At 71.1% G+C, this 21,956-nt stretch carries 14 protein-coding genes; 7 read left to right on the forward strand and 7 right to left on the reverse strand.

Going from position 1 to position 21,956, the window contains the following annotated elements:
- Positions 1–222 precede the first annotated feature (222 nt).
- Both ACWDZ6_RS25075 and ACWDZ6_RS25080 read left to right on the forward strand, forming a co-directional pair.
- On the forward strand, positions 223–1,368 hold the full coding sequence (locus tag ACWDZ6_RS25075) for a GAF domain-containing protein (RefSeq protein WP_451504612.1): 1,146 nt from the start codon (positions 223–225) through the stop codon (positions 1,366–1,368).
- The gene (locus tag ACWDZ6_RS25080; RefSeq protein WP_366732422.1) at positions 1,365–1,997 is read left to right on the forward strand and encodes a response regulator transcription factor; all 633 of its coding nucleotides are present in this window, start codon (positions 1,365–1,367) and stop codon (positions 1,995–1,997) included. Before ACWDZ6_RS25075 ends, ACWDZ6_RS25080 begins: the two co-directional genes overlap by 4 nt.
- A gap of 110 nt (positions 1,998–2,107) precedes the next feature.
- Here the strand turns inward: ACWDZ6_RS25080 and ACWDZ6_RS25085 are convergent, their stop codons facing one another.
- Complete coding sequence (locus ACWDZ6_RS25085) at positions 2,108–2,731, reverse strand: hypothetical protein (RefSeq protein ID WP_451504613.1); 624 nt, start codon at positions 2,729–2,731, stop codon at positions 2,108–2,110.
- Positions 2,732–2,996: 265 nt separating this feature from the next.
- Positions 2,997–4,406, reverse strand: coding sequence for a short-chain fatty acyl-CoA regulator family protein (locus tag ACWDZ6_RS25090; RefSeq protein WP_451504614.1), 1,410 nt, complete (start codon positions 4,404–4,406; stop codon positions 2,997–2,999).
- Positions 4,407–4,770: 364 nt separating this feature from the next.
- Here ACWDZ6_RS25090 and aceA point away from each other — a divergent pair, with 364 nt between their 5' ends.
- The 3 genes from aceA to ACWDZ6_RS25105 all read left to right on the forward strand — a co-directional run bounded on the left by aceA (position 4,771) and on the right by ACWDZ6_RS25105 (position 8,642).
- Positions 4,771–6,060: an isocitrate lyase gene (gene aceA / locus ACWDZ6_RS25095; protein ID WP_451504615.1), complete on the forward strand. Its 1,290-nt coding sequence runs from the start codon at positions 4,771–4,773 to the stop codon at positions 6,058–6,060.
- Positions 6,061–6,183: 123 nt separating this feature from the next.
- The gene (gene aceB / locus ACWDZ6_RS25100; RefSeq protein ID WP_451504616.1) at positions 6,184–7,776 is read left to right on the forward strand and encodes a malate synthase A; all 1,593 of its coding nucleotides are present in this window, start codon (positions 6,184–6,186) and stop codon (positions 7,774–7,776) included.
- Complete coding sequence (locus ACWDZ6_RS25105; RefSeq protein WP_451504617.1) at positions 7,773–8,642, forward strand: 3-hydroxybutyryl-CoA dehydrogenase; 870 nt, start codon at positions 7,773–7,775, stop codon at positions 8,640–8,642. The genes aceB and ACWDZ6_RS25105 overlap by 4 nt, the downstream gene beginning before the upstream one ends.
- A 101-nt stretch (positions 8,643–8,743) precedes the next feature.
- Here ACWDZ6_RS25105 and ACWDZ6_RS25110 read toward each other — a convergent pair whose 3' ends face one another.
- On the reverse strand, positions 8,744–9,160 hold the full coding sequence (locus ACWDZ6_RS25110) for an ATP-binding protein (RefSeq protein WP_451504618.1): 417 nt from the start codon (positions 9,158–9,160) through the stop codon (positions 8,744–8,746).
- A 174-nt stretch (positions 9,161–9,334) separates the two neighbouring features.
- Here ACWDZ6_RS25110 and ACWDZ6_RS25115 point away from each other — a divergent pair, with 174 nt between their 5' ends.
- Together ACWDZ6_RS25115 and glpK are read left to right on the forward strand one after the other, a co-directional pair.
- Complete coding sequence (locus tag ACWDZ6_RS25115) at positions 9,335–10,102, forward strand: IclR family transcriptional regulator (protein WP_451504619.1); 768 nt, start codon at positions 9,335–9,337, stop codon at positions 10,100–10,102.
- 43 nt (positions 10,103–10,145) lie between these two features.
- Complete coding sequence (gene glpK / locus ACWDZ6_RS25120; RefSeq protein ID WP_451504620.1) at positions 10,146–11,669, forward strand: glycerol kinase GlpK; 1,524 nt, start codon at positions 10,146–10,148, stop codon at positions 11,667–11,669.
- 253 nt (positions 11,670–11,922) lie between these two features.
- On the opposite strand, the gene ACWDZ6_RS25125 is transcribed toward glpK, so the two are convergent.
- The 4 genes from ACWDZ6_RS25125 to ACWDZ6_RS25140 are packed head-to-tail and all read right to left on the reverse strand — an operon-like array spanning position 11,923 to position 21,823.
- Entirely contained in the window at positions 11,923–14,793 is a 2,871-nt protein-coding gene (locus tag ACWDZ6_RS25125) for a condensation domain-containing protein (RefSeq protein ID WP_451504621.1), read from the reverse strand.
- Entirely contained in the window at positions 14,783–16,642 is a 1,860-nt protein-coding gene (locus tag ACWDZ6_RS25130; RefSeq protein ID WP_451504622.1) for an amino acid adenylation domain-containing protein, read from the reverse strand. Before ACWDZ6_RS25130 ends, ACWDZ6_RS25125 begins: the two co-directional genes overlap by 11 nt.
- A 1-nt stretch (position 16,643) precedes the next feature.
- On the reverse strand, positions 16,644–18,620 hold the full coding sequence (locus tag ACWDZ6_RS25135) for a non-ribosomal peptide synthetase (RefSeq protein WP_451504623.1): 1,977 nt from the start codon (positions 18,618–18,620) through the stop codon (positions 16,644–16,646).
- Positions 18,620–21,823, reverse strand: a complete 3,204-nt coding sequence (locus tag ACWDZ6_RS25140) for a non-ribosomal peptide synthetase (protein WP_451504624.1) — start codon at positions 21,821–21,823, stop codon at positions 18,620–18,622. The genes ACWDZ6_RS25135 and ACWDZ6_RS25140 overlap by 1 nt, the downstream gene beginning before the upstream one ends.
- Positions 21,824–21,956: the final 133 nt, after the last annotated feature.

A 21,956-nucleotide genomic window follows, 5' to 3' on the forward strand; every position in this document is an offset into this window, starting at 1 on the left:
GCATTGCGTACCTGGAGCATCAGACCTCCGTCGCTTTCATCGCCTGCTGTGGCGATGGGCGAGAGCTTGGGTTCCGCCGGGGAGGGCGGGTAGCTCCAGGGGGAGGTGTGACTTCAGAGGTCTCCATTCGGAGATGGACTCATCGGCCGGCACAGTTCACCATGTGTGCAGCGGAGCACGAGCGCGTTGGACACGGTCCCGCAAGGCGTGAGGCGACATACCATGACAGACGAGGCAGGCAAGGGGCGGGAGCGGCCTTTGCCGAGCGCTCTGTTCGAGCTCACCGAGGGATACAGCCAGATGCTCGGCCTGCTCGACCAGTCCATCGCCATGCACCGGGTCGTGGACGATGTGCCCGAGCTGAGCGGGGTCGATGTGGCCTGGGTGGGCGAACCGGACGGCGAGGACCGGATCGTGCTCGGACACACGGTGAACACCCGGACCCCCGCCGTGAACGGTTTGGTCGTACCCTCCGGATGCGGTCTCGGCGGGCAGGTCATGCTCCGGCGCCGGCCCCTGTGGGTCAGTGACTACCGCAGCTCCGACACCATCACCCACCACTTCAAGGCCCAGGCCGAGACGGAGGGCCTGGGCGCGATGATCGCTGTGCCCGTGATCCACGAAGGCCGGCTGTTCGGTGTCCTCTACGGCTCCAACCGGGAGACCGCCCCGTTCAGCGACCGGACGACCCAGGCCCTGGAACAGGCGGCGAGCCGGGCCGCCGCCGCCGCCGTCGTCGCGGAGCGGGCCCGCCATGCGGCCGAGGTCGCCGTACACGAGGAACGACGTCGGCTCGCGCTGGAACTCCACGACACCATGGGGGCCATGCTGTTCTCCCTGGGGGCGGGCATCCGCACCCTGGCCGACGAGCTGTCGGCCGAGCACAGCGTGCAGGCACGGCTCAGTGACCTGGAGGAGCAGGCCGTTCAGGCCGCCGCCGCGCTGCGCGTATCCCTCTATGCGCTGAACGCGCCGCCGGAGCAGGTCGCCCTGGGAGTCGCGCTGCGCGGCGACTGCCGGGCCTTCCAGGAGCGTACCGGGGTCATCGCCCGCCTCATCATTGTCACCGAGGTGCCGGTTCTTGGGCCGGCCCCGGTCAAGGCACTGACCAACGCGATACGGGAGGCGCTGCTGAATGTCGAGAAGCATGCGCGGGCCCGTTCCGTGGTGGTCAGCGTCTTCACCCTGTCCGGGGGAGTCTGCGTGACCATCGCGGATGACGGAGTCGGCCTGCCGCCGAAGGGCAGGCACTCCCATGGCCTCGGCCTGTCCGCCATGTCCGAGCGCCTGGAACGGGTGGGCGGCAAGGTCCACGTCTTCCGCAACGAGGACGGTGGCGTCACCGTCCAGGCATGGGTGCCGGCGTGAACGAAACGACCGTACATGTGCTTGTGGTGGATGATCACCCCATTGTCCGCGACGGCGTCGCGCTGGCGCTGGGCAACGCCTCCTGGATCACGGTGGCGGGATACGCGAGCTCCGGCCGGCAAGCGGTCGTTGAGGCGGAACGCCTGAAGCCGGATGTCGTGCTGCTCGATCTGCGCCTTCCCGACATGCTCGCCCCCGAGGTGATCCGGGGACTGCGGACCCATGTCCCCGGTGTCAAGGTGGTGATCTTCACGGCTTACCCGGAGCACGCGGCTCTGGAGGAGGCGCTCGGCGCCGGAGCGCACGCCGTGGTCGTCAAGGACGCCGAACGATCGGATCTGGTGGACATCGTCCGCCGGGTCAACGCCGGGGAACGAGTTGTTCGGACCAGCCCGGACCATCTCCTCAATGTGCTGCTGGCCAGAAGGCTCAAGGAGAGCGGGCTGACCCGCCGCGAGTACGAGATCCTGCGCAGGGTGGCGATGGGCGAGACGAACCCGGAGATCGCAGGCGTTCTGGGGCTGACGAGGAACACGGTCAAGACCTACCTCCAGCGAACGCTGGAAAAGCTGGGCGCGCGCAACCGCGTTGAGGCGCTGGCCCGCGCCAGCGAGCGAGGGATTCTCTAGGCCGCGCGCACTGCCTCATGGCCGACGTGGCGGTGAGAGAAGACGTGGCGGTAGGAGAAGGGTCCCGGCAGCTACTTCGTGCAGTCCTGTCACGACTTCGTGCAGTCCTGTCACGTTCCCGCGTTGACCGGCCCCGGCGATGAGGAGTTCGGCGCAGGCCCCTTCCTCGTCCGAGCCCGGTCGCAGAACCACACGCCCGCACCCACCAGCACGGCTGCCCCGGTTCCGTACAGGGGCAGCCACAGGGTCGTCGTGGCTGCCAGGCAGTCGGCAACGGCCTTACGACTCTGGGCCTCTTGTGCGTGCGCCAGGACAGCGCCGTCGCGACCGGTCAGGTTCGCCGGCGCGGCCCCCGACCGGATGGCCTCGTACCTGCCCATCTCAGCGCACTCGCTACGAGTGCCTGACATCGGAAACAGCCAAGCCCAGCGCTGCAGCATGGGGGCCAGCGCGATCGCTACGCACAGGCCGACGATCAGCGAATACGCGACCAGACCGCGCATGTATGCCGATCTGATGTCGGGCGTCCATGCCGGCCGTCGGTGGAAGGCGAAGATCACAGCAAGAAGGGTCACCCCGATGAATGTGGCGAACCACTGCCAGGAACCCTGCGCGAATGCGATCGTCAGCACAGCGGCGAGTCCCATGCCGATGACCCCGGCCTGACCGGCGCTGCCGTCGCCTTCTCCGGTGGATGCCGGCCTTCGGGTTCCTCGATGGCTGGGGTCGTTCACGGGCCTCTCCTGCGGGGTTGGAGTCATCAGCATCCGCCGCGTGTCGCCGCGGGCCCTGGTGCCATGCCGGACGGGTTCGGCACCCCGCTCGGATGGGGGAGCCACAGACCGAGCCACGACCCCCGTTTTCCGGCGTGGGCGCCGGAAGCTCCGCCCGGTCCCAACCCGCCTGTGCGCAGGGGCAGTTGCCCAGCACGTTCCGGTTGAGGAGACCGGAGGCCCGACGACTGCGTGCTTCCGGGAATGGCCTGGCGGGACACCAGACTTATCGTTCCGGCCCGTCTGCGACCGGATAGGGCACGAAGGTGCTGCTGTTCTCGTCGATGGTGAGCGGTCGGCCCAGGGGCGGCACGGCGCGTTGCGGGCAGTCGAGGCGTTCGCAGATCCGGCAGCCCATGCCGATGGGAGTGGCTGCGGCGGTGTTGCCGAGGTCGAGTCCGTCGGAGTAGACGAGCCGGGAGGCGTGGCGGACCTCGCAGCCGAGGCCGATGGCGAATGTCTTGCCGGGCTCGCCCCAGCCGCCGCGGTGGCGGGTGAGAGCACGGGCGGTCCACAGGTAGCGCTGTCCGTCGGGCATCGAGGCGATCTGCACATGGATGCGCCCCGGCGCGGCGAATGCCTCGTACACGTTCCACAGGGGGCAGGTGCCGCCGGCGCGGGAGAAGTGGAAGCCGGTGGCGGACTGGCGCTTGGACATGTTGCCGGCGCGGTCGACTCGTACGAAGGAGAACGGCACGCCGCGCAGGCGTGGCCGCTGGAGGGTGCTGAGGCGATGGCAGACGGTCTCGTAGCCGAGACCGAAGCGGTCGGTGAGCCGTTCGATGTCGTAGCGGACCTCCTCGGCGGCGGTGTGGAATGCGCTGTACGGGAGGATCAGTGCGGCGGCGAAGTAGTTGGCGATGCCGATCCGGGCGAGTGACCAGGTGGCGGAGCCTTCCTCGTAGTCCTCCGATGCGAGCGCGGACAGCTCGTCGCCGAACTCGAGCAGGGCGAGCTGGGTGGCCATGCGGAACGCCTGCTGGCCGGGCCGCAGTCGGTTGGACAGATGCAGCACCCGGGCGGCGGGGTCGAAGTGATGCAGCCGGTCGGAATCCGTGGCCAAACGCACTCCGTGCCGCTCGACGAGCCGTGCGGAGAGCGCTGGCACCACCTCACCGGGGCGGACGCCGACACCACGGGCCAGTTCCTCGGCGGCGAGGTCGGTGTCATGGAGGTAGTTCTGCCGCCGGTAGAAGAACTCGCGGATCTCCTCGTGCGGGGAGCGCGGCACGGCCGGGTCCTCACTGCCGCGACCGTCGGCCGCTTCGGCCAGCCGCTCTGCCAGGGCGTGGCTGCGCCGGCCGAGATCGAGGAGGACCGAGGCCACGGCCGGCATACGGGATGCCAGTTCGGCGAGATCGGACGGCGACACCCGGGCCGTGGTGACCTCGTTCGCGAGCACTTCTCGGAGGTCGGCCACGAGTCTGCTGGTGTCACGTTCCGAGAAGAACCCCGGGTCGACACCGAACGCCTCGGTCAGCCTCAGCAGGACCGGCACGGTGAGGGGCCGGGAGTCGTGCTCCATCTGATTGAGGTAGCTGGGTGAGATCGCCAGAACGCGAGCCAGCTCTGCCTGGCTGAGCCGGCGCTCCTCGCGCAACCGCCGTAGTCGCGCCCCCGCGTATGTCTTGCTCATCCCGTCCCCTTCCGCAGCCCACAGCGTAAGCGCACAAGGCGCCCCGCGGATCTTTGCAACCTTGGCAAACCGGCCGGTGAAGATTCGCAGAAGTTAGCAGACGGCCACGCTTGATGGCACTGAGTGCCACTGTCAGAGTCTGAGTGCGGCCCGCCGGACCCGGCGACCGAGCCGGAAAGCCGAGCACGATTTCGCGCCCTGACGTCGCGCATCTCGGCCTCCGGCCCGTCGGTCCGGACGTATTGCTCACCGCTTCACACACCCGGAGGGACGGCGGGCCGTATCCGTAGCAGGTCACTCAGTGACAGGCCTTACGCACACTTCACAAGAACCGTGTGATTTCACACGAACCCGGGAGACGGTCATGGCACAGGCAGAGACGACGACGGCGACGGCCGAGCAGCTGGCACAGCGATGGGCGACAGACCCGCGGTGGAAGAGCATCGAGCGCACCTACACGGCGGAAGAGGTCGTCCGGCTCAGCGGCAGCGTCCGAGAGGAGCACACCCTGGCCCGGCGCGGCGCCGAGCGGCTCTGGCGGCAACTGCACGAGCAGGACTACATCCACGCGCTCGGCGCCTTGACCGGCGGCCAGGCGGTGCAGCAGGTGAAGGCCGGCCTGCAGGCCATCTATCTGTCGGGCTGGCAGGTCGCCGCCGACGCCAACCAGGCCGGCCACACCTACCCCGATCAGAGCCTCTACCCCGTCAACTCGGTGCCCCAGGTGGTGCGCCGGATCAACAACGCGCTGCTGCGCGCCGACCAGATCGCGACTGCCGAGGGCGGCACGGACACCACGGACTGGCTTGCGCCGATCGTCGCCGACGCCGAAGCCGGCTTCGGCGGCCCGCTCAACGCCTTCGAGCTGACGAAGGCGATGATCGCCGCCGGTGCCGCAGGCATCCACTACGAGGACCAGCTCGCCTCCGAGAAGAAGTGCGGACACCTCGGCGGCAAGGTCCTCGTGCCGACGGCGCAGCACATCCGTACGCTCAACGCCGCCCGGCTGGCTGCGGACATCGCCGATGTGTCGACGCTGATCGTGGCTCGTACGGACGCGCTCGCCGCCAACCTGCTGACCAGCGATGTCGACGAGCGCGACGCGCAGTTCGTGACGGGGGAGCGCACCGCCGAGGGCTTCTACCGGGTGCAGAACGGCATGGCGCCGGTCATCGCCCGCGGCCTCGCGTACGCCCCGTACGCGGACCTGATCTGGGTCGAGACCGGCACCCCGGACCTGGCACAGGCACGGGAGTTCGCCGAGGCGATCCACGCGCAGTACCCCGACCAGATGCTGGCGTACAACTGCTCGCCGTCCTTCAACTGGAAGGCCGCACTGGACGACGATCAGATCGCCAAGTTCCAGCGCGAGCTGGGCGCCATGGGATATCGCTTCCAGTTCATCACCCTGGCCGGGTTCCACTCGCTCAACCACGGCATGTTCGACCTGGCCCGCGGCTACGCCGAGCACGGCATGACCGCCTATGTCGACCTGCAGGAGCGGGAGTTCGCGGCACAGCGGCACGGCTTCACCGCGGTCAGGCACCAGCGCGAGGTCGGCACCGGCTACTTCGACCTGGTCTCCACCGCCGTCAACCCCGCCTCCTCGACCACCGCGCTGAGCGGCTCCACCGAGGAAGAGCAGTTCCACTGAGCATCACGGGGCGGGCCGAGCCGGGGCTCGGCTCGGCCCTCCCCGTCCGGTCGGCCCGTGTCCAGGTGAGGGCCGACGACCGTCTCTTTCCTGCCCGCCACCGCTCCGCTCGAGGAGACCTGCATGTCAACCACTGCTCTGACCAGCACAGTCCAGGTCCTCGGCACACCGGGTGACCGTCACGACGAGATCCTCACTCCCGCCGCGCTCGAGTTCATCGGCCGCCTCGACGCTGCCTTCGCCGGCCGGCGTTTCGAACTACTCGCCGAGCGGCGCCGCCGCACCGAGCGGATCGCCTCCGGCACTCCGCTCGACTTCTCGCGGGCCACCCCGGCCATCCGCACCGCCCCCGACTGGCGGGTCGCCCCACCGGCTCCGGGCCTCACCGACCGCAGGGTGGAGATCACCGGCCCGCCCGAGCGGCGGATGACCGTCAACGCCCTCAACTCCGGGGCTCAGGTGTGGATGGCGGACTTCGAGGACGCCACGTCGCCGACCTGGGACAACATCATCGGTGGCCAGCTGAACCTGCTCGACGCCTGTCGGCGCCGCATCGACTTCACCACGCCGGAAGGCAAGGAGTACCGGCTCGGCGACGACCTGGCGACGATCATGGTCCGCCCGCGGGGCTGGCACCTCACGGAGAAGCACCTCGTCATCGACGGCCGCCCCGTTCCCGCCTCGCTCGTCGACTTCGGGCTGTACTTCTTCCACTGCGCGCAGCGGCAGATCGACGCCGGCCGCGGCCCGTACTTCTACCTGCCCAAGCTGGAGAACCACTACGAAGCCCGCCTGTGGAACGACGTCTTCGTCCTCGCGCAGGACCTGGTCGGCATCCCCCGCGGCACCGTCCGCGCCACCGTCCTCATCGAGACGATCACCGCCGCGTTCGAGATGGAAGAGATCCTCCACGAGCTTCGCGAACACAGCGCGGGGCTCAACGCGGGGCGCTGGGACTACCTGTTCAGCCTGATCAAGAACCTCGGCCACCGCCCCGACTTCGTCCTCCCGGACCGGGCGAAGGTCACCATGACCGCCCCCTTCATGCGCGCCTACACCGAACTCCTCGTACGCACCTGCCACAAGCGCGGCGCCCACGCCATCGGCGGCATGGCCGCCCAGGTCCCCAGCCGCGACGCACAAGCCAACGAGGCGGCCCTCGCCAAGGTCCGGCTCGACAAGGAACGCGAGGCCGAGGACGGCTTCGACGGCTCCTGGGTCGCCCACCCCGGACTCGTCCCCGTCTGCCGTGATGTCTTCGACGGCGTGCTGGGCGACCGGCCCCACCAGATCGAGCGCACCCGCGACGACGTTCACGTCACCGCTGCGGACCTCGTCGCCGTCCGCCGCACCGCCGGCCCGCCCTCCCCCGAGGGGGTCCGTGCCAACATCGCCGTCGCCGTCCGCTATTTCGACGCCTGGCTGCGCGGCAGCGGAGCCGTCGCCCTGTACGGGCTGATGGAGGACGCCGCCACCGCAGAGATCGCCCGCTGCCAGATCTGGCAGTGGATACGCCACGGCCTCGTCGAGCGCGACACGGTGGTGGAGCTGCTGGAGGACGAGATCGCCGCCCTCGGGGCTGAGTACCCGTGGGCCCGGGTGGACGAAGTCCGCGCCATCTTCGAACGCACCGCCCTGGTACGGGACTTGCCGGCATTCTTCACCGCCGACGCATACGCCAGGCACCTCGTCCGACGATCGGAAGTGCAGTCATGAACGGATCCCTCACAAGGGTCGGCGTGGTCGGCGGCGGCCGGATGGGGGCCGGGATCGCCGAGGTCTGTGCCCGCGCCGGGCTCGACACGGTGGTCTGCGAGGCGGATGCCGCAGCGGCCCGCGGGGCCCGGGGACGTGTGGCCATGTCCCTCGAACGTGCCGTCCAGCGCGGCAAGCTGGACCGTGTCTCCGCCGAAGACGCGCTGGCCCGCCTCGTGTTCAGCGGCAGCCTCGACGACCTGGCCGACCGGCAGCTCGTCGTCGAAGCCGTGGTCGAGAACGCCGATGCGAAGACCGGGGTCTTCGCCGCCCTGGACAAGATCGTCGAGGATCCGGAGGCGATTCTGGCTACCAACACCTCTTCCATCCCGGTCATGCGCCTGGGCATGGCCACGCACCGCGCCGACCGCGTCCTGGGACTGCACTTCTTCAACCCGGTACCCGTCCTGCCGCTGGTGGAGGTCGTGGCATCGCTGCACACCGCGCCCGAGGCGGTGACGGCAGTCGAGGAGTTCGTGACCGGCACGCTGGGCAAGACGGTGGTCCGCTCCCAGGACCGGGCCGGCTTCGTCGTCAACGCCCTGCTCATCCCCTACCTCCTCGCTGCGGTCCGGATGGCCGAGTCCGGCTTCGCCACCGCCGCCGACGTGGACGCGGGGATGGAGCTGGGATGCGCCCATCCGATGGGGCCGCTCAAACTGGCGGACCTGATCGGCCTGGACACCGTCGCGGCGATCGCGGAGTCGCTGTACGACGAGTTCAAGGAACCCCTCTACGCCCCGCCGCCGCTGCTCCAGCGGATGGTCGAGGCGGGGCTGCTCGGCCGCAAGTCGGGCCGGGGGTTCCACACCTACGACCTGGGCTGAGGGGCCCGGGTTCGGCGCGGGGCTGAGGGGCCCCGGCTGCTGTGGAGCGGGGCGCGGAGCGGCTTGACTGAGCTGCTCCGCGTCCTGTCCGGGCCAACTTCCTACACGGCGAGGAGATCCGCCCAGCGGGTGATCCCGCCGGTGTGGACGCGTATGCCATAGCGGGCCGACAGGGCCGACACTATGGCGATTCCCCGGCCGTGCTCGTCCGGGGCGGCAGGCTGGCTTGCCGGGAGCGCGCGTCCCGCGTCGGTGACTTCGATGCGGAGGGCTCTGCCTTCCTCGGCGCGGACCCACGACAACCGCAGCGTCGCAGGTGGCAGGGCGTGGACGAGCGCATTGGTCAGCAGCTCCGAGACCACCAGGAGCGCATCCATGGTGACGTCCGGGGGAAGGCCCCAGTCCACGAGTACCGCGCGGACACGTCCGCGCATGACCGAGACGGCCTCCGGGGTGTGCGGCACAGGACAGACATGATCGACTGCCTTGCGGGCCACTGCGCTGAGCTGAACCGCCATGTGCCCTCCTCGGCGAGCGCTGCCGACGGGACGCCGGCATCAACGCACGCTAGGGAGCGAGGCGAGGCCGGTCAATGGACAGCGGTCGGCATTACCGAACGGAGTACCCGAATCCGGAAAAATACCCTCATCGTGTGCGCTGTGGTCCGGTAAAGGCGGGCCTAGAATCGTCCTATGGCCGGCCCAGTCCAGTCCATCGAACGGGCGGCGGCAATCCTGCGTCTGCTCGCCGGCGGTCCCCGTCGGCTCGGACTGGGCGAGGTGGCCGCGTCGCTCGGGCTGGCGAAGGGCACCGCCCACGGCATTCTGCGCACCTTGCAGCACGTGGATTTCGTGGAGCAGGACGCGGCGACGGGAAAGTACCAGCTCGGGGCGGCGCTGCTGCACCTCGGTACCAGTTACCTCGACGTCAACGAGCTGCGGTCGCGCTCCATCAACTGGGCCGACGCTCTGGCCGCCCGCAGCGGGGAGGCGGTCCGCCTGGGTACCCCCCTTGAGGGCAAGGTGCTCATCGTCCACCACGTCTTCCGGCCGGACGACACGCTCCAGACCCTGGACGTGGGCTCGCTGCTGCCGCTGCACGCCTCCTCGATCGGCAAGGTCCTGCTGGCCTTCGGCACCGCGACCGTGGAGGTGGCGCTCGGCGCCGGACTGGAGGCGTACACCCGGCACACCCTGGTCGTCCCCGAGGAGCTCACCCGGGCGCTCGAGGAGATCCGCGAGAACGGATGGGCCGCCGAGGTTCAGGAGATGAGCATGGGTGAGGCCGGCGTCGCCGCCCCCATCCGGGGGCACGGGGGCCTCGTGGTGGGCGCCATCGGCATGTCCGGCCCGGTCGAGCGGATCTGTGAGGCCAAGGGTGAGCCCCGGCCGGCCCTGATCACCCTCCTCCGTGAGGCCGCACGGGCGATCTCCAGAGACCTGGGGGCGGCCCGCTGGTAGCTCCACCACCGCATCCTCGACGCATCGGAAGGCGGTCCGGATCATGGTTGAACGGTATGTGATGTCCATTGACCAGGGCACCACCTCCACCCGTTGCATCCTGTTCGACCACCGTGGGCGGTTGATGTCGGTGGCCCAGCGCGAGCACGAGCAGTATTTCCCGAGGCCCGGCTGGGTCGAGCACGACGCCCTCGAGATCTGGCGCAATCTGCGGCGCGTCGTGCCCGAGGCCCTCTCCGGCGCCGGCGCCGCCGTCGGCGAGGTCTCCGCTCTCGGCATCGCGAATCAGCGCGAGACGACGGTGCTCTGGGACCGGCGGACAGGCACCCCGCTGGGGAGAGCGATCGTCTGGCAGGACACCCGCACCGCTCGGCTCGTCGAGGGCCTGAGAAACCACCCCGGCGACGAGTTCTTCCTGGAACGCTGCTGCCTGCCCCCCTCGACCTATTTTTCCGCGCCACGGATCCGCTGGCTGTTCGACCACGTCGCGGGGCTGGAACAGCGAGCCCAGGACGGCGAGGTGCTGTTCGGCACGATGGAGAGCTGGCTGATCTGGAACCTCACCGGCGGCACGGCCGGCGGTCAGCACATCACCGACGCCACCAATGCCAGTCGCACGATGCTCATGAACATGCGCACGCTCACCTGGGACGAGGAGCTCCTGGCGTTCTTCGGGGTCCCCCGCGCCATGCTGCCCGAGATCCGGTCCTCGGCGGAAAGCTATGGGGAGGACCGATCGATCCTCCCGGGCATCCCGATCACGGCCGCGCTCGGCGATCAGCAGGCCGCACTCTTCGGGCAGACCTGCTTCTCCCCGGGCGAGGCGAAGTGCACCTACGGGACCGGCAGCTTCCTGTTGCTCAACACGGGTACCAACGTCGTACGGTCCCGGAACGGACTTCTCACCACCGTCGCGTACAAGATCGCCGATCAGCCCCCGGTCTACGCGCTGGAAGGCCCGATCGCCGTCACAGGCTCGCTGGTCCAGTGGTTCCGTGACCGTCTGGGACTGATCAGCAGCGCGCCGGAGATCGAGACCCTCGCGCGCACCGTCGAGGACAACGGCGGCTGCTACATCGTCCCGGCGTTCTCCGGTCTCTTCGCACCCCACTGGCGCAGCGACGCACGCGGTGTCATCGTCGGCCTCACCTCGTACATCACCAAGGGGCACCTGGCCCGAGCCGTGCTGGAAGCCACCGGCTGGCAGACGCGTGAGGTCGTCGACGCCATGAACGCCGACTCCTCGCTGACCCTGAATGAGCTCAAGGTCGACGGCGGCATGACATCCGACAACCTGCTCATGCAGATCCTGGCCGACGTCCTCGATGTGCCAGTGGTGCGCCCCATGGTCGCCGAGACCGTCTCGCTGGGTGCCGCCTACGCCGCCGGGCTGGCCGCCGGATACTGGTCGGACCTGGAAGTCCTGCGCCGCAACTGGCACCGGGCGGGCCAATGGCTGCCCGACATGGACTCCGCGCGGCGCGAATCGGAATACGAAAACTGGCAACGGGCCGTCGAGCGATCGCTGGGGTGGATCCAGCCGTCGGACAGTCCGGACCGTCCTTGATGCGCAGACCATTGCGCATGGTGACCGAGGCTCAGTCGGGCAGCGACCTGTTCCGATGGCCCGCGCGGAGCGCTGCCGGTGCCGGTGCCGACAGAGAGTCGGTGCCGGCTCAGTGCCGGCCTGCCCACCTCGATGAGGCTCGCGGCGGCGATGCGCCCTGCCAGGCGGTCCGTACCGTGTGCGCGTTGCGAGGACGGCGATCAGCCCCCGGCCCGCGCCGAGGGCTGATCGCATGGCCCGCTGTCCTGGGCGCTCAGGCCCGGGAGGGGTCGACCATCGCGGCGAGCACGGAGTGCCGGTCCTCCCCGGGCTGTTCACGCAGTGCGGTGGCCAGCCGGTCCGCGTGGTAGTGCCAGGAGTGGTCGAGGTCCGGATGCGCCCGCTCGGCGAGCCGGATCTCACTGTCGCTGCCGAGGAGCTTGCGCAGCTCGGCGGCGAGGTCCTGCCACGCGACGTGACCGCTCAGGGCATTGGCCACGCCGTGGACGGCCGTGTCCAGGCAGGCGGTCACGGCGCGGGCCAGGGCAGCCGCGTGGACCCACGGGGCGCCGTACCAGTCGCGCCCGGCTGTGCCGGGCTGTGGGAGGGTGATCGGCTCCCCGGCGAGGGCAGCCTGATAGAGCATCCCGGTCGCGCCCCAGCGCAACTGGTCTCGGAGCCGGTCGTGCGGGCCCCACACGAGGGGCGAGCGTACGGCGCTGGCCCCGCCCCTGCCCCCGGTGCCGGCCGCCCGCATCAGCATGTGTTCGCAGTCGAGCTTCGCCTGTCCGTACGCGCTCAATGGCTGTCGGGAGGCCGACTCCTCGGCCACCCACTGTTCCGTGGGGCGTCCGTAGGCGTCCACGCTGCTGACGAAGACGAACGGGCCGCTGTGCCAGGCGCCGACCATCGCTTCCATCGCCGCCATGTCCACCTCGGGACGGGTGAAGGTGCAGGCCGCGTGGATCACCGCGTCCGCACTCTCCACGGCGGCGCGCAGGCCGTCCAGATCGGTCAGATCACCCTCGACGACGTCCACACCGTCCCCGGCCACCAGGTGCGCCGACTCGGGGCGGGCCAGCGCGAGCACCGGCCTGCCCTGGGCGGCGAGTTCGCGCAGGATGAACGCTCCGACGCCGCCCGTCCCGCCGGTGACCAGCACGGTGCCCTCGCGAGCCCGCCGGGTACGTGACGCCGACGGGGCCGACGAGGCGGCCGCGGCCGCCCGTTCCGTCTCACGTGCGTCGAGCAGCGCGGCGAGTGCGCGCGGTGTCCGGTTCTGCATCACATCGAGACCGGTCAACGGCAGCTTGAGCCCGGTGCGCAAGCGTTCGGCGAGCTGCACGGCGACCAGGGAGTGGCCACCGAGGACGAAGAAGTCGTCGTCCGGTGCGGGGGTCCTGCCCAGCAAAGCGGTGAACGCCGCCGTCACCGCGTGCGCACGGTCCCCGTGCAGGGCGGAGGCCGATGCCGCGCCGGGCAGCCGGCCGGCGTCCAGTGAGCCGTCGGCTTTCCGCGGCATCGCGTCCAGCAGCGTCACCGCCGCCGGGACGAGTTCCCGGGCGAGGGCGGACCGGAGGTGGCTCCGCAACTCGGCGGGTGAGGGGCCCCCGGTCTCCCGCAGGACGGCGTAGGCGATCAGCGGTCCGGTCGCCGGCTGCGGCACTGCCGCATCGCTCACCTGCGGATGCGTCCGCAGCCGGGTCTCGGCCGGATGGCAGTTGTCGTCGGCCTGGACCGCCCACGGCCGGCCGGGCAGCCGTGACAGTGTCAGTTCCGGGTCGACGGCGACCGCGGCCAGCAGGTCGGCGAAGGCGTCTGCCAGCTGGTCTCCCGCCTCCGTCGCCAGGGCTGCCGGCCCGTACTGGACCAGGCAGGCGGGCTCGTCGGTGTCCATGAGGCCGAACGACAGGTCGAACTTGGCTTCGCCGAGGCCGACTTCGACGGGCTCGGCGACCGTGCCGGGCAGCGGGAGCGCCGTGGGCGCCCGCAGGACGTCCGCGGTGACCCGTACCAGCGGCGTGCCGTCGGCCTCCCGCGCGGTGGCGCCGAGTCGCTCCAGGATCAGGTCGAAGGGAACGTCCCGGTGCTCCTGGGCCTCCAGTAGCGCGTCCCGCACCCGGTCCACAAGGATCCCGAACTCCGGGTCGCCGGACAGGTCCACACGTACCGGAAGGGTATTGACGCACAGTCCGACGAGACCGCGCATGGCGGCCCCCTCGCGGTGGGTGGCGGCGCAGCCGATGACCAGGTCGTCCTCGCCGGTGAAGCGCTGCAGCGCGGCGAAGGCGGCGGCGAGGGACACAGTGAAGAGGGTGGCCCGGTGCTGCCTGCCCAGCTCGCGCAGTGCAGACAGCACCGAGGCGTCCAGCTTCGTGGTGCGGGCGACCGCCGGCCGCGTGCCCAGGTCGGCGGAGGCGCGTGCGGGCCGGGGCAGCCGCAGCGGTACGGCTCCGGCGAGCCGGCGCGTCCAGTGAGCCAGTCCTTCATCGAGGCAGCCGGCCGCCGCGTGCTCGCGGCGCGCGTAGTCCGTGTACTGCGGCGGCTCCGGCCGTTCGTGAGGGCGTCCGTCCACGGCTGCTGCGTACAGCTGCGTCAGTTCGTCGGCGACGGTCTCCAGCGACCCGCCGTCGATGGTGATGTGGTGGAAGGTCAGCAGCACGGTGTGGTCTCGGGGGCCGTGCCGCAGCACCAGGGCGCGCGGCAGGGGACCCGCGGCCAGGTCGAACGGACGGCGAGCCTCCTCGGCGAGCGTGTGCACGCCGTCGCCGTCGACCTCCACCACCGGCACGGCGATCGTGTCGGGCGCGGGGAGCGTCTCCTGGTACGGCTCGTCGCCGCGCCGACCGTAACGGGTACGCAGGATGGCGTGGCGTCGTACGAGCGTGGTGAGTGCGACGGTGAGGGCGTCCACGTCGAGCGGCCCGTGCAGCCGGGTGGCGAAGGGCACGCTGTAGAGGGAGCCTCCCTGGCCGAGGCGGTCCATCAGCCACATCCGCCGCTGGGCGTGGGAGAGCGGGGCGGGCCCCTGGTCGTGGACGGCTGCGGGGACCGGGGCGGCCGGGCGGGTGCCGGCGCGGGCCCGGGCCCTGCGCAGCAGTTCCTCCTGCAGTGCGGCGGAGCTGGGGGTGCTGTCAGTGGGCATCTGTGTCCTCCGGCGCGTCGAGGTGGAGATCGCCGTGGTTGGCCAGCAGGGCGCGCTCGACGAGCTCGGCCTGTCCGGCCACCGTGGGGGCGGCGAAGAAGTCGGGCAGGGACAGCTCCACTCCGAGCTCCTCGCGCAGGTCGTCCGTGACGACCAGGGCGAGCAGGGAGTGGCCGCCGTAGGCGAGGAAGTCGGCGTCCGGCCGGTTCACCTCGCAGCCCAGGCTGCGGCTCCACACCTCGGCGACGGCCTGCTGGAGCGGGGTCAGCGCCTGGGCGGCTTCTTCGGCGGTGGCGGTGCCGTGAAAGGCGGTGAGCGCGCGCCGGTCCACCTTGCCGGAGACCGTCAGGGGCAGCCGCTCCACGAGGGTCAGCTCGTCGGGGACCAGGTGGGCGGGGAGCTGTTCGGCGAGCCGCGCCCTCAGCGCCTCGGCACGAGGTACCGGGCCTGGCGCGGCTACGACGAAGGCGGCCAGGCGGGCGTCGTCCGCTGCGGGCCGGCGCACGGTCACAGCGGCGTCGTCCACCTCCGCCTGCTCGCGCAGGATGTGCTCGACCTCGCCCGGCTCGATGCGGAATCCGCGGACCTTGACCTGGTCGTCGACGCGGCCGTGAAAGTCCAGCACTCCGTCCGGGCGCTCCGAGACCAGGTCGCCGGAGCGGTACAGGCGGCCCAGCGACGCATGGTCCACGAAGCGTTCGGCGGTCAGCTCCGGCTGCCCCGCGTATCCGCCTGCCAGACGGCTGCCGCCGATCCACAGTTCACCGCGTTCGCCCGGCGCCACCGGCTGCCCGGTCCCGTCCAGGACGTGTGCGACGGCACCGGCGATCGGGCGGCCGATCGGCACCGGGCCGTCGCAGTCCGCATCGGTGACCCTGTGCGCCGTCGCGAACGTCGTCGTCTCCGTCGGCCCGTAGCCATTGACCAACTCCAGCCAGGGAAACGCGCGCAGCACCGCACGGGCATGCTGGGCGGCCATCGCCTCGCCTCCCACCACCACCGTGCGGAGTACCGAGAACACCCGGGAGCGGCGGGCAGCCAGCTGGTGGAACAGCGCCGTCGTGAAGAACGCCACGGTCACGCCGTGCCGCTCCACCTGCTGGGCCAGATCCTCGAAGGAGGGCCGCTCGACGGTGCACACCACCACGGCGGCGCCGTTGGCGAGGGCCGACCACACCTCGAAGGTCGAGGCGTCGAAGGTTGCCGGCGAGTGGAACAACACCCGGTCGCGGGCGGTGACGGTGGCGTACTGCGGAGCGGTGACCAGTTGGGCGATGCCGCCGTGGGTGACCGTCACGCCCTTGGGAAGGCCGGTGGATCCTGAGGTGAACAGGACGAGCGCCGTCGCGTTGGGGCCGGGCTCAACAGCGGGCAGCTCGGCGCCGGTCAGCAGGGGATCCTCGGGCAGCGCCAGGGTGGCGCCCGTGGGAGCCGTGGATTCGAGCAGCTTGCTGTCGCCGACGGTCAGTGTGGCCCCGGCGGCGGCGAGCATCGCTTCGGTACGCGGACGCGGGTGTGCCGGATCGAGTGGCACGCATGCCGCGCCTGCCCACCACAGCGCGAGCTGCGCGACAAGCGCGCGGGCCGATCGCGGCACCAGCAGCGCCACCCGGTCGCCGGGGCGGACGCCATGGTCGTGAAGGTGTGCGGCCAGAGCGCGGGCGGAGGTGACCAGCTGCGCGTACGTCAGCGTGGTGTCGCCGTCCATCACGGCCAGGGCCTGCGGGGTCTGCTCGGCGTGCCGCGCCACCAGCGCGGGCAGAGCGGAGGCGTACGCGGACGGTGTGCGGTCAGCCGGCACGGGGCTTTCCTTCCTGCGGTCGGGGGTGTTCGCCAAGGCGGTCGCCATCTCAGGCCACCTCCGGTCCGACGGCGGCGCGGCGCTTGTCGAGTACGGCCGCGACTGCCCGAAGGTCGGGCTGACGGAGCAACTCCGGCGCGCGCAGCCGGACTCCGGTCTCCTGCTCGATCACGGTCAGCAGGCGCGCGGCGACGAGGGAGGTTCCGCCGGCCTCGGTGAAGTTGTCCATCAGTCCGGTACGAGGGCTGCCCAGCAGGTCGCGCACCACCCGCAGGACCAGTCGCTCGCTCTCCGTCGCGCCGTCGTGCGCATCGCCGTTGTCGGCTGTGGCGCTGTCGCCGGTGATCGGCTGCGCGGGGGACGCAGCCAGCTTCAGCAGGTGGGCCCGGTCGACCTTGCCGTTGGCGTCGAGTGGGAAGGTGTCCAGGATCCGCACGGCCGAGGGCACGGCCTGCTCGGGCAGCCAGGCCCGTACCTCGGACAGCAGCTCGTCAGCACTCGCTCCGCCGGATGCCAGGACGTACGCCACCAGGCGTGCGCTGCCGTCGGCGGAACGGGGCGCGGTGACCACCGCGCTGCGCACCGAAGGGTTCTGTTCGAGCGCGGCCTCCACCTCGGCCGGTTCGATCCGTACTCCGCTGATCTTCACCTGATCGTCGAGACGGCCGAGGAACTCCAGCCTGCCGTCGTCGAGCATCCGCACGCGGTCCCCGGTCCGGTACACGCGGTCCGTCTGCCCCGCGTCGATTCCCGGGGGCGGGGCGGTGAACCGGCGTGCCGTCAGCTCCGGGTCCAGATAGCCGAGCGCCAGGCACGTGCCGCCGATGCACAGTTCACCGGCCTCACCGCGGGCGGCGACACGGCCGTCCGCTGCGGTGACGACGACCGTGGCGCCCGGGATCGGAGTTCCGATCGACGGCGCGCTCTCGTCGCCCGCGTCGCCGTCCGTGGCGCGCATGGCGTGGGTGGTGGTGACGACGGTGGCTTCGGCGGGCCCGTACGCGTTGTGCACCGTGGCGGTCACATCCCCACCGGGCCGTCGGCGCATCCGGTCACCGCCGACAATGAGGTGACGCAGCTTCAGGTCCTGGGGCCAGGTCCGTGCCAGCACCCCCTCGGCCATCGGAGTGGCCACGACGCACACCGTCACGGCGGCGTCGCGCCACCATGCGGTGAGTTCGGCCGGGTCCCAGCGAACGGCGTCCGGAGCGGGAACCAGGGCCGCGCCGGAGGTCAGACCGGCCCACAGCTCCATCACATGCGGGTCGAACGCGACGCCGATCAGCAGGGACTGCCGGTCTCCGGGCGCCAGGCCGGTGCCGGTGCGGTACCAGTCCAGCAGCGCGGACAGAGCGGGTTCCGCGACGGCGACGGCCTTCGGCCGCCCGGTGGAGCCGGAGGTCAGCACGGCGTAGAAGGCTTCCTGCAGAGCCGGGCGCGCGCTGGCCGCGGGAGGGGCGAAGGCCGCGACGGCCTTCGGCGCGGCGTTCGTCCCCTCTCCCGGCAGCGGCAGCGCGATCTGCTCGGCGGCCTGATGGCGGGGGGGCAGCACGGTGGGGTCACCGATCAGGCAGACCACGGCGACGTCCTCGGTGACCGCGTCGATGCGGCGCCCACCGGGCCGGGGGCCGAGCGGGAGATAGACCGCGCCGATCCGGGCGAGGGCGATCGCGGTCACGACCAGCGCCGCCGAGCGGTCCAGGCAGACGCCGACCAGGTCGCCCGGGCGGACCCGGTCGTTCAGGGCGCGAAGAACGTCGTCGGCCGCCTCGTCCAACTGCCGGTAGCTCCAGGTACGGGTCCCGTCGACCACGGCGGGGGCCTCGGGGTTGCGGCGTACCCATTCCTCGAAGCGGGAGAGCACTCCGGCGGCGGTGGCGTCGGGAAGGGGAGTGCCGTGTACGACGCTCGGCAGGGCGCCCTGACGGCCGTTCATCGGCGCGGAGGTCTGCTCGGTCATCGGCTCCGTGGACCGCCCGGTCATCGGCTCGGCCCCCGTCGGCATGTCATTCAGCATCTCGGTCATCACGACTCCGTCGGCGTGGTCGTAGCGGTGTGGGCAGCAACGGTCGGCGTGGCGAGCGCGCCAAGGGCGCGTGCCTGGTCGGACAGGACCGGGTTCTGGAAGAGCAGTCGCAGCGGCGGCCGTGCGCCGATACGGGGTTCCAGCCAGGCCGCCAGTTGCGCGGCGAGCAGCGAGTGCCCGCCGGTCCGGAAGAAGTGCGAGGCAGCGGTGAACCGACTGTGACCCAGCACCTCGCGCCAGCCTTCGGCGAGCAGCGCCAGAGACGGATCGGCGAATGCCGCGGGGCCGGTTTCGACCGTGGTGTTCTCCTCGGCCGGTGCGGTGGGCTCGAGTTGAGCGGCCAGACGGGCCAGCGCCACTCGGTTCGGCTTGCCGCCGGCCAAGGTCGGCATCGCATCCAGCCGCGCCCATCGGCCGGGTACGAGGGCACCCGGCAGACGGCGGCTCAGTTCGATGTGCATCGCCTGTTCGTCCCACGGCCGCTGTTCGTCGGAGTTCTCCAGGAAGCCGACCAGGCGCGGTCCCCCGGCCGCTTCCCTGTCCAGTACGACGGCGCAGGAACGTCCGCCGAGCACGGCCGATGCGGCGGCCTCCACCTCCTCCAGTTCGATGCGGTAGCCCCGCAGTTTGATCTGGTTGTCGCGGCGCCCCAGAAAGTGCAGCAGCCCGTCGCGATCCCGGTAGCCCAGGTCGCCGGTGAGGTAGACCCGCTCGCCGTTCAGTGCTTCGATCCGTACGAACCGTGCCGCGGTGGCCTCCGGGTTGCCGACGTACCCCTCGGCCAGACCGGCGCCGGAGATGGCCAGTTCACCGACCGCACCGGCCGGCAGTGGACGCAGCGCCGCGTCCAGGACGTGGATCCGCTCGCCGGGCAGTTCGGTGCCCAGGGGGATTTCCGCCCCGTCCACGAGGTTCTCGCGGGTGATCTCGTACACGGTCGAGCTGATCGACGCTTCGGTCACTCCGTAGACGTTGAACACGGCGGCGTCGCTGTCGGCGAAGAACCCGCGCATCGCATCCGCCGGGATGCGCTCGCCGCCGAGCACCAGCAGCCTCGGCGCCCAGCGGCGCTCGCGCAGCACCGGCCGCAACTCCTCGCGGGTGGCGAGGAAGTAACTGGTCGGGAGGTTGGCGACGGTGACCCGGGCGGCGGCCAGCAGCTCGGCGAGTTCTGCTCCGGTGGGCACTTCCCGCTCCGGTACGACGAGGCAGGCACCGGCGTACAGCGAGGGCAGGACCTCTTCCAGCGCAACGTCGAACGAGGGCTGGGCGAACAGCAGCACCCGGTCACCGGCGGCCAGGCCGAACCGGTCGGCCGCGCCGGTCAGATGGTTCTCCAGGGCCGCCCGGCCCACCGCGACCGGCTTGGGTATGCCGGTCGAACCCGAGGTGTGGATGATGTACGCCGCACCGGCCACCACTGGGGCCGGTCGCGCGGCGGGGAAGGAGGCGGCGTCGATCCGCGCCGTCGGAAGGTGTGTGGGCAGCTTCGCCCCCGCGTCGGCGGAGGTGAGCACGAGCGCCGGACCGAGCCGCTCGAGCAGCAGCTCCAGACGGGAGACCGGGTCGGACGGTGAGAGCGGGCAGTACACGGCTCCGGTCCGTAGACAGGCCAGCAGCGTCACCACCGAGTCGGCGCCGCGCGGCAGTACGGCGGCGACCGGCTGACCGGCCGTCACACCGGCGTCCCGCATCCGCTGTGCGAGGGAGGTGACCTGCTCGTCGAGGTCGCCGTAGGTGAGCCGGCGGGCCCCGATCAGCAGCGCGGGCAGCGAGGCGTCGTGGGCGGCGGCCGGGTCGAGCGTGTCCCGGCCCTGCGCGACTGCGTGCGGTTCGGGTGCGGGATCGCCGGCCGCCGGAAGGGCGAGGTCGGCGAGCACGGTGGCGGGAGCGTCCAGGTAGGCGCGCAGCAGATCCAGGAAGCGTTCGGCGAGCAGCTTCGCCACGTCCTCGCCGAAGAGATCGGCGTCGTAGTCCCAGACCAGCGTCATGCCGGGCGCCCCGTGCCGGGGGCTCACACCACGCCGGTCGTCGGGCAGCAGGACGACATCGAGGTCGAATCGGGTGGTGCCGGTGTTGAACCCTTCGAACAGGGTGATGTCCAGGCCTGGCACCTCGATCTCGGGCAGTGCCGCGTCGTGCGCGCTGAACATGACGCTGAACAGGGGGTTGTCCGCGCCGGAGGTGTGCAGGGCCAGTGCCCGGGTCAACTCCTGGACCGGCACCTCCTGATGCGGCAGAGCCCGGATGAGGGTGTCGGTCACCTCGTCCATGGTGTCCTCGGCCGGAGCTTTCGGATCCAGGCGAAGCCGCAGCGGGATCGTGTTGACGAACATGCCCACGGCGTCCTCGAATCCCCGCGGGCGGTTGCCGACGGCGGTGCCGACGACCATCTGGGAGCGGCCGCTGTGCCGGCGCAGGAGTTCCGCGAAAAGCCCGAGCAGCGTGGAGAACGGTGTCAGACCGCGCTCGCGGGTGTGGGCGCGCAGCCGCTGTGTCAGATCCGCGCCGATCGACTGCCGCAGCTGTCCACCGTGGTGCCTGCGCCGGGCGCCGGGCCGGGTCAGGCCGGGCAACGGCATGTCGTGGGAGGCGTCGCGCAGTTCGTCGGCCCAGTACTCAAGGCTCGCCTGCCGCTCCATGGTTCCTGCGTCCTCGGCCCGGGCGTCGGCCTGGGCACGCACATGGTCCGTGTACGAGCTCGCGGGAGGCAGAGCGACCGGCTCACCGAGGACATGGGCGCGGTAGGCGGTGAAGACATCGCCCAGCAGGATCGCGAAGGAGTGCCCGTCGTGGATCAGATGGTGCTCGACGTGGATGAGCCGGTGCTGGTCGTCGGCGAGCCGCGCCAGGGTCCAGCGCAGCAGCGGCGCCTCATATGTGTCGAGAGGGGTCTCGGCCTCGGTGCGCAGCAGCTCGGCGAACGCGGCCTCCGGGTCGGCCTCCCCGGTCAGGTCCACGCTGCGCAGGCGGGGCGTACAGGCGTTGGCGGCCCGCTGGGCGGGCATCGCGCCGGGGACGGCCACGAGTTCCAGGCGGAGTCCGGGGTGACGGTCGAGGGCGGCGGTGAGTCCGCGGCGCAGGGCCTCGGTATCCAGCGTCCCCCACAGGTCGAGTGAGGCGGTGAAGTTGTAGGCGCGGCTGCCGGGCTGCACTTGTTCGTGCAGCCAGACGATCTCCTGCGACGAGGAGAGGGGAAGCATGGGCGATCCCTGAGGTTGTCGGGTCGGGTTCTTCGGATGCGGGTCGGGGCACGGTTGTGCTCCCCGACCCGGGTTCGCAGGCCGGTCCGCGGATCGCGCGGTCCTGCCGTGCTGTGCTGGGTGGCTTACGGGT

It is taken from the genome of Streptomyces sp. NPDC002926 (genome assembly GCF_053591755.1).

Coding starts and splice junctions, on each gene's coding strand:
- ACWDZ6_RS25130 (WP_451504622.1), bottom strand. CDS start 16,642: ATGGCGACCGCCTTGGCGAACACCCCCGACCGCAGGAAGGAAAGCCCC.
- glpK (WP_451504620.1), top strand. CDS start 10,146: ATGGTTGAACGGTATGTGATGTCCATTGACCAGGGCACCACCTCCACC.
- ACWDZ6_RS25125 (WP_451504621.1), bottom strand. CDS start 14,793: ATGCCCACTGACAGCACCCCCAGCTCCGCCGCACTGCAGGAGGAACTG.
- ACWDZ6_RS25105 (WP_451504617.1), top strand. CDS start 7,773: ATGAACGGATCCCTCACAAGGGTCGGCGTGGTCGGCGGCGGCCGGATG.
- aceB (WP_451504616.1), top strand. CDS start 6,184: ATGTCAACCACTGCTCTGACCAGCACAGTCCAGGTCCTCGGCACACCG.
- ACWDZ6_RS25110 (WP_451504618.1), bottom strand. CDS start 9,160: ATGGCGGTTCAGCTCAGCGCAGTGGCCCGCAAGGCAGTCGATCATGTC.
- ACWDZ6_RS25090 (WP_451504614.1), bottom strand. CDS start 4,406: ATGAGCAAGACATACGCGGGGGCGCGACTACGGCGGTTGCGCGAGGAG.
- ACWDZ6_RS25140 (WP_451504624.1), bottom strand. CDS start 21,823: ATGCTTCCCCTCTCCTCGTCGCAGGAGATCGTCTGGCTGCACGAACAA.
- ACWDZ6_RS25135 (WP_451504623.1), bottom strand. CDS start 18,620: ATGACCGAGATGCTGAATGACATGCCGACGGGGGCCGAGCCGATGACC.
- ACWDZ6_RS25115 (WP_451504619.1), top strand. CDS start 9,335: ATGGCCGGCCCAGTCCAGTCCATCGAACGGGCGGCGGCAATCCTGCGT.
- aceA (WP_451504615.1), top strand. CDS start 4,771: ATGGCACAGGCAGAGACGACGACGGCGACGGCCGAGCAGCTGGCACAG.
- ACWDZ6_RS25075 (WP_451504612.1), top strand. CDS start 223: ATGACAGACGAGGCAGGCAAGGGGCGGGAGCGGCCTTTGCCGAGCGCT.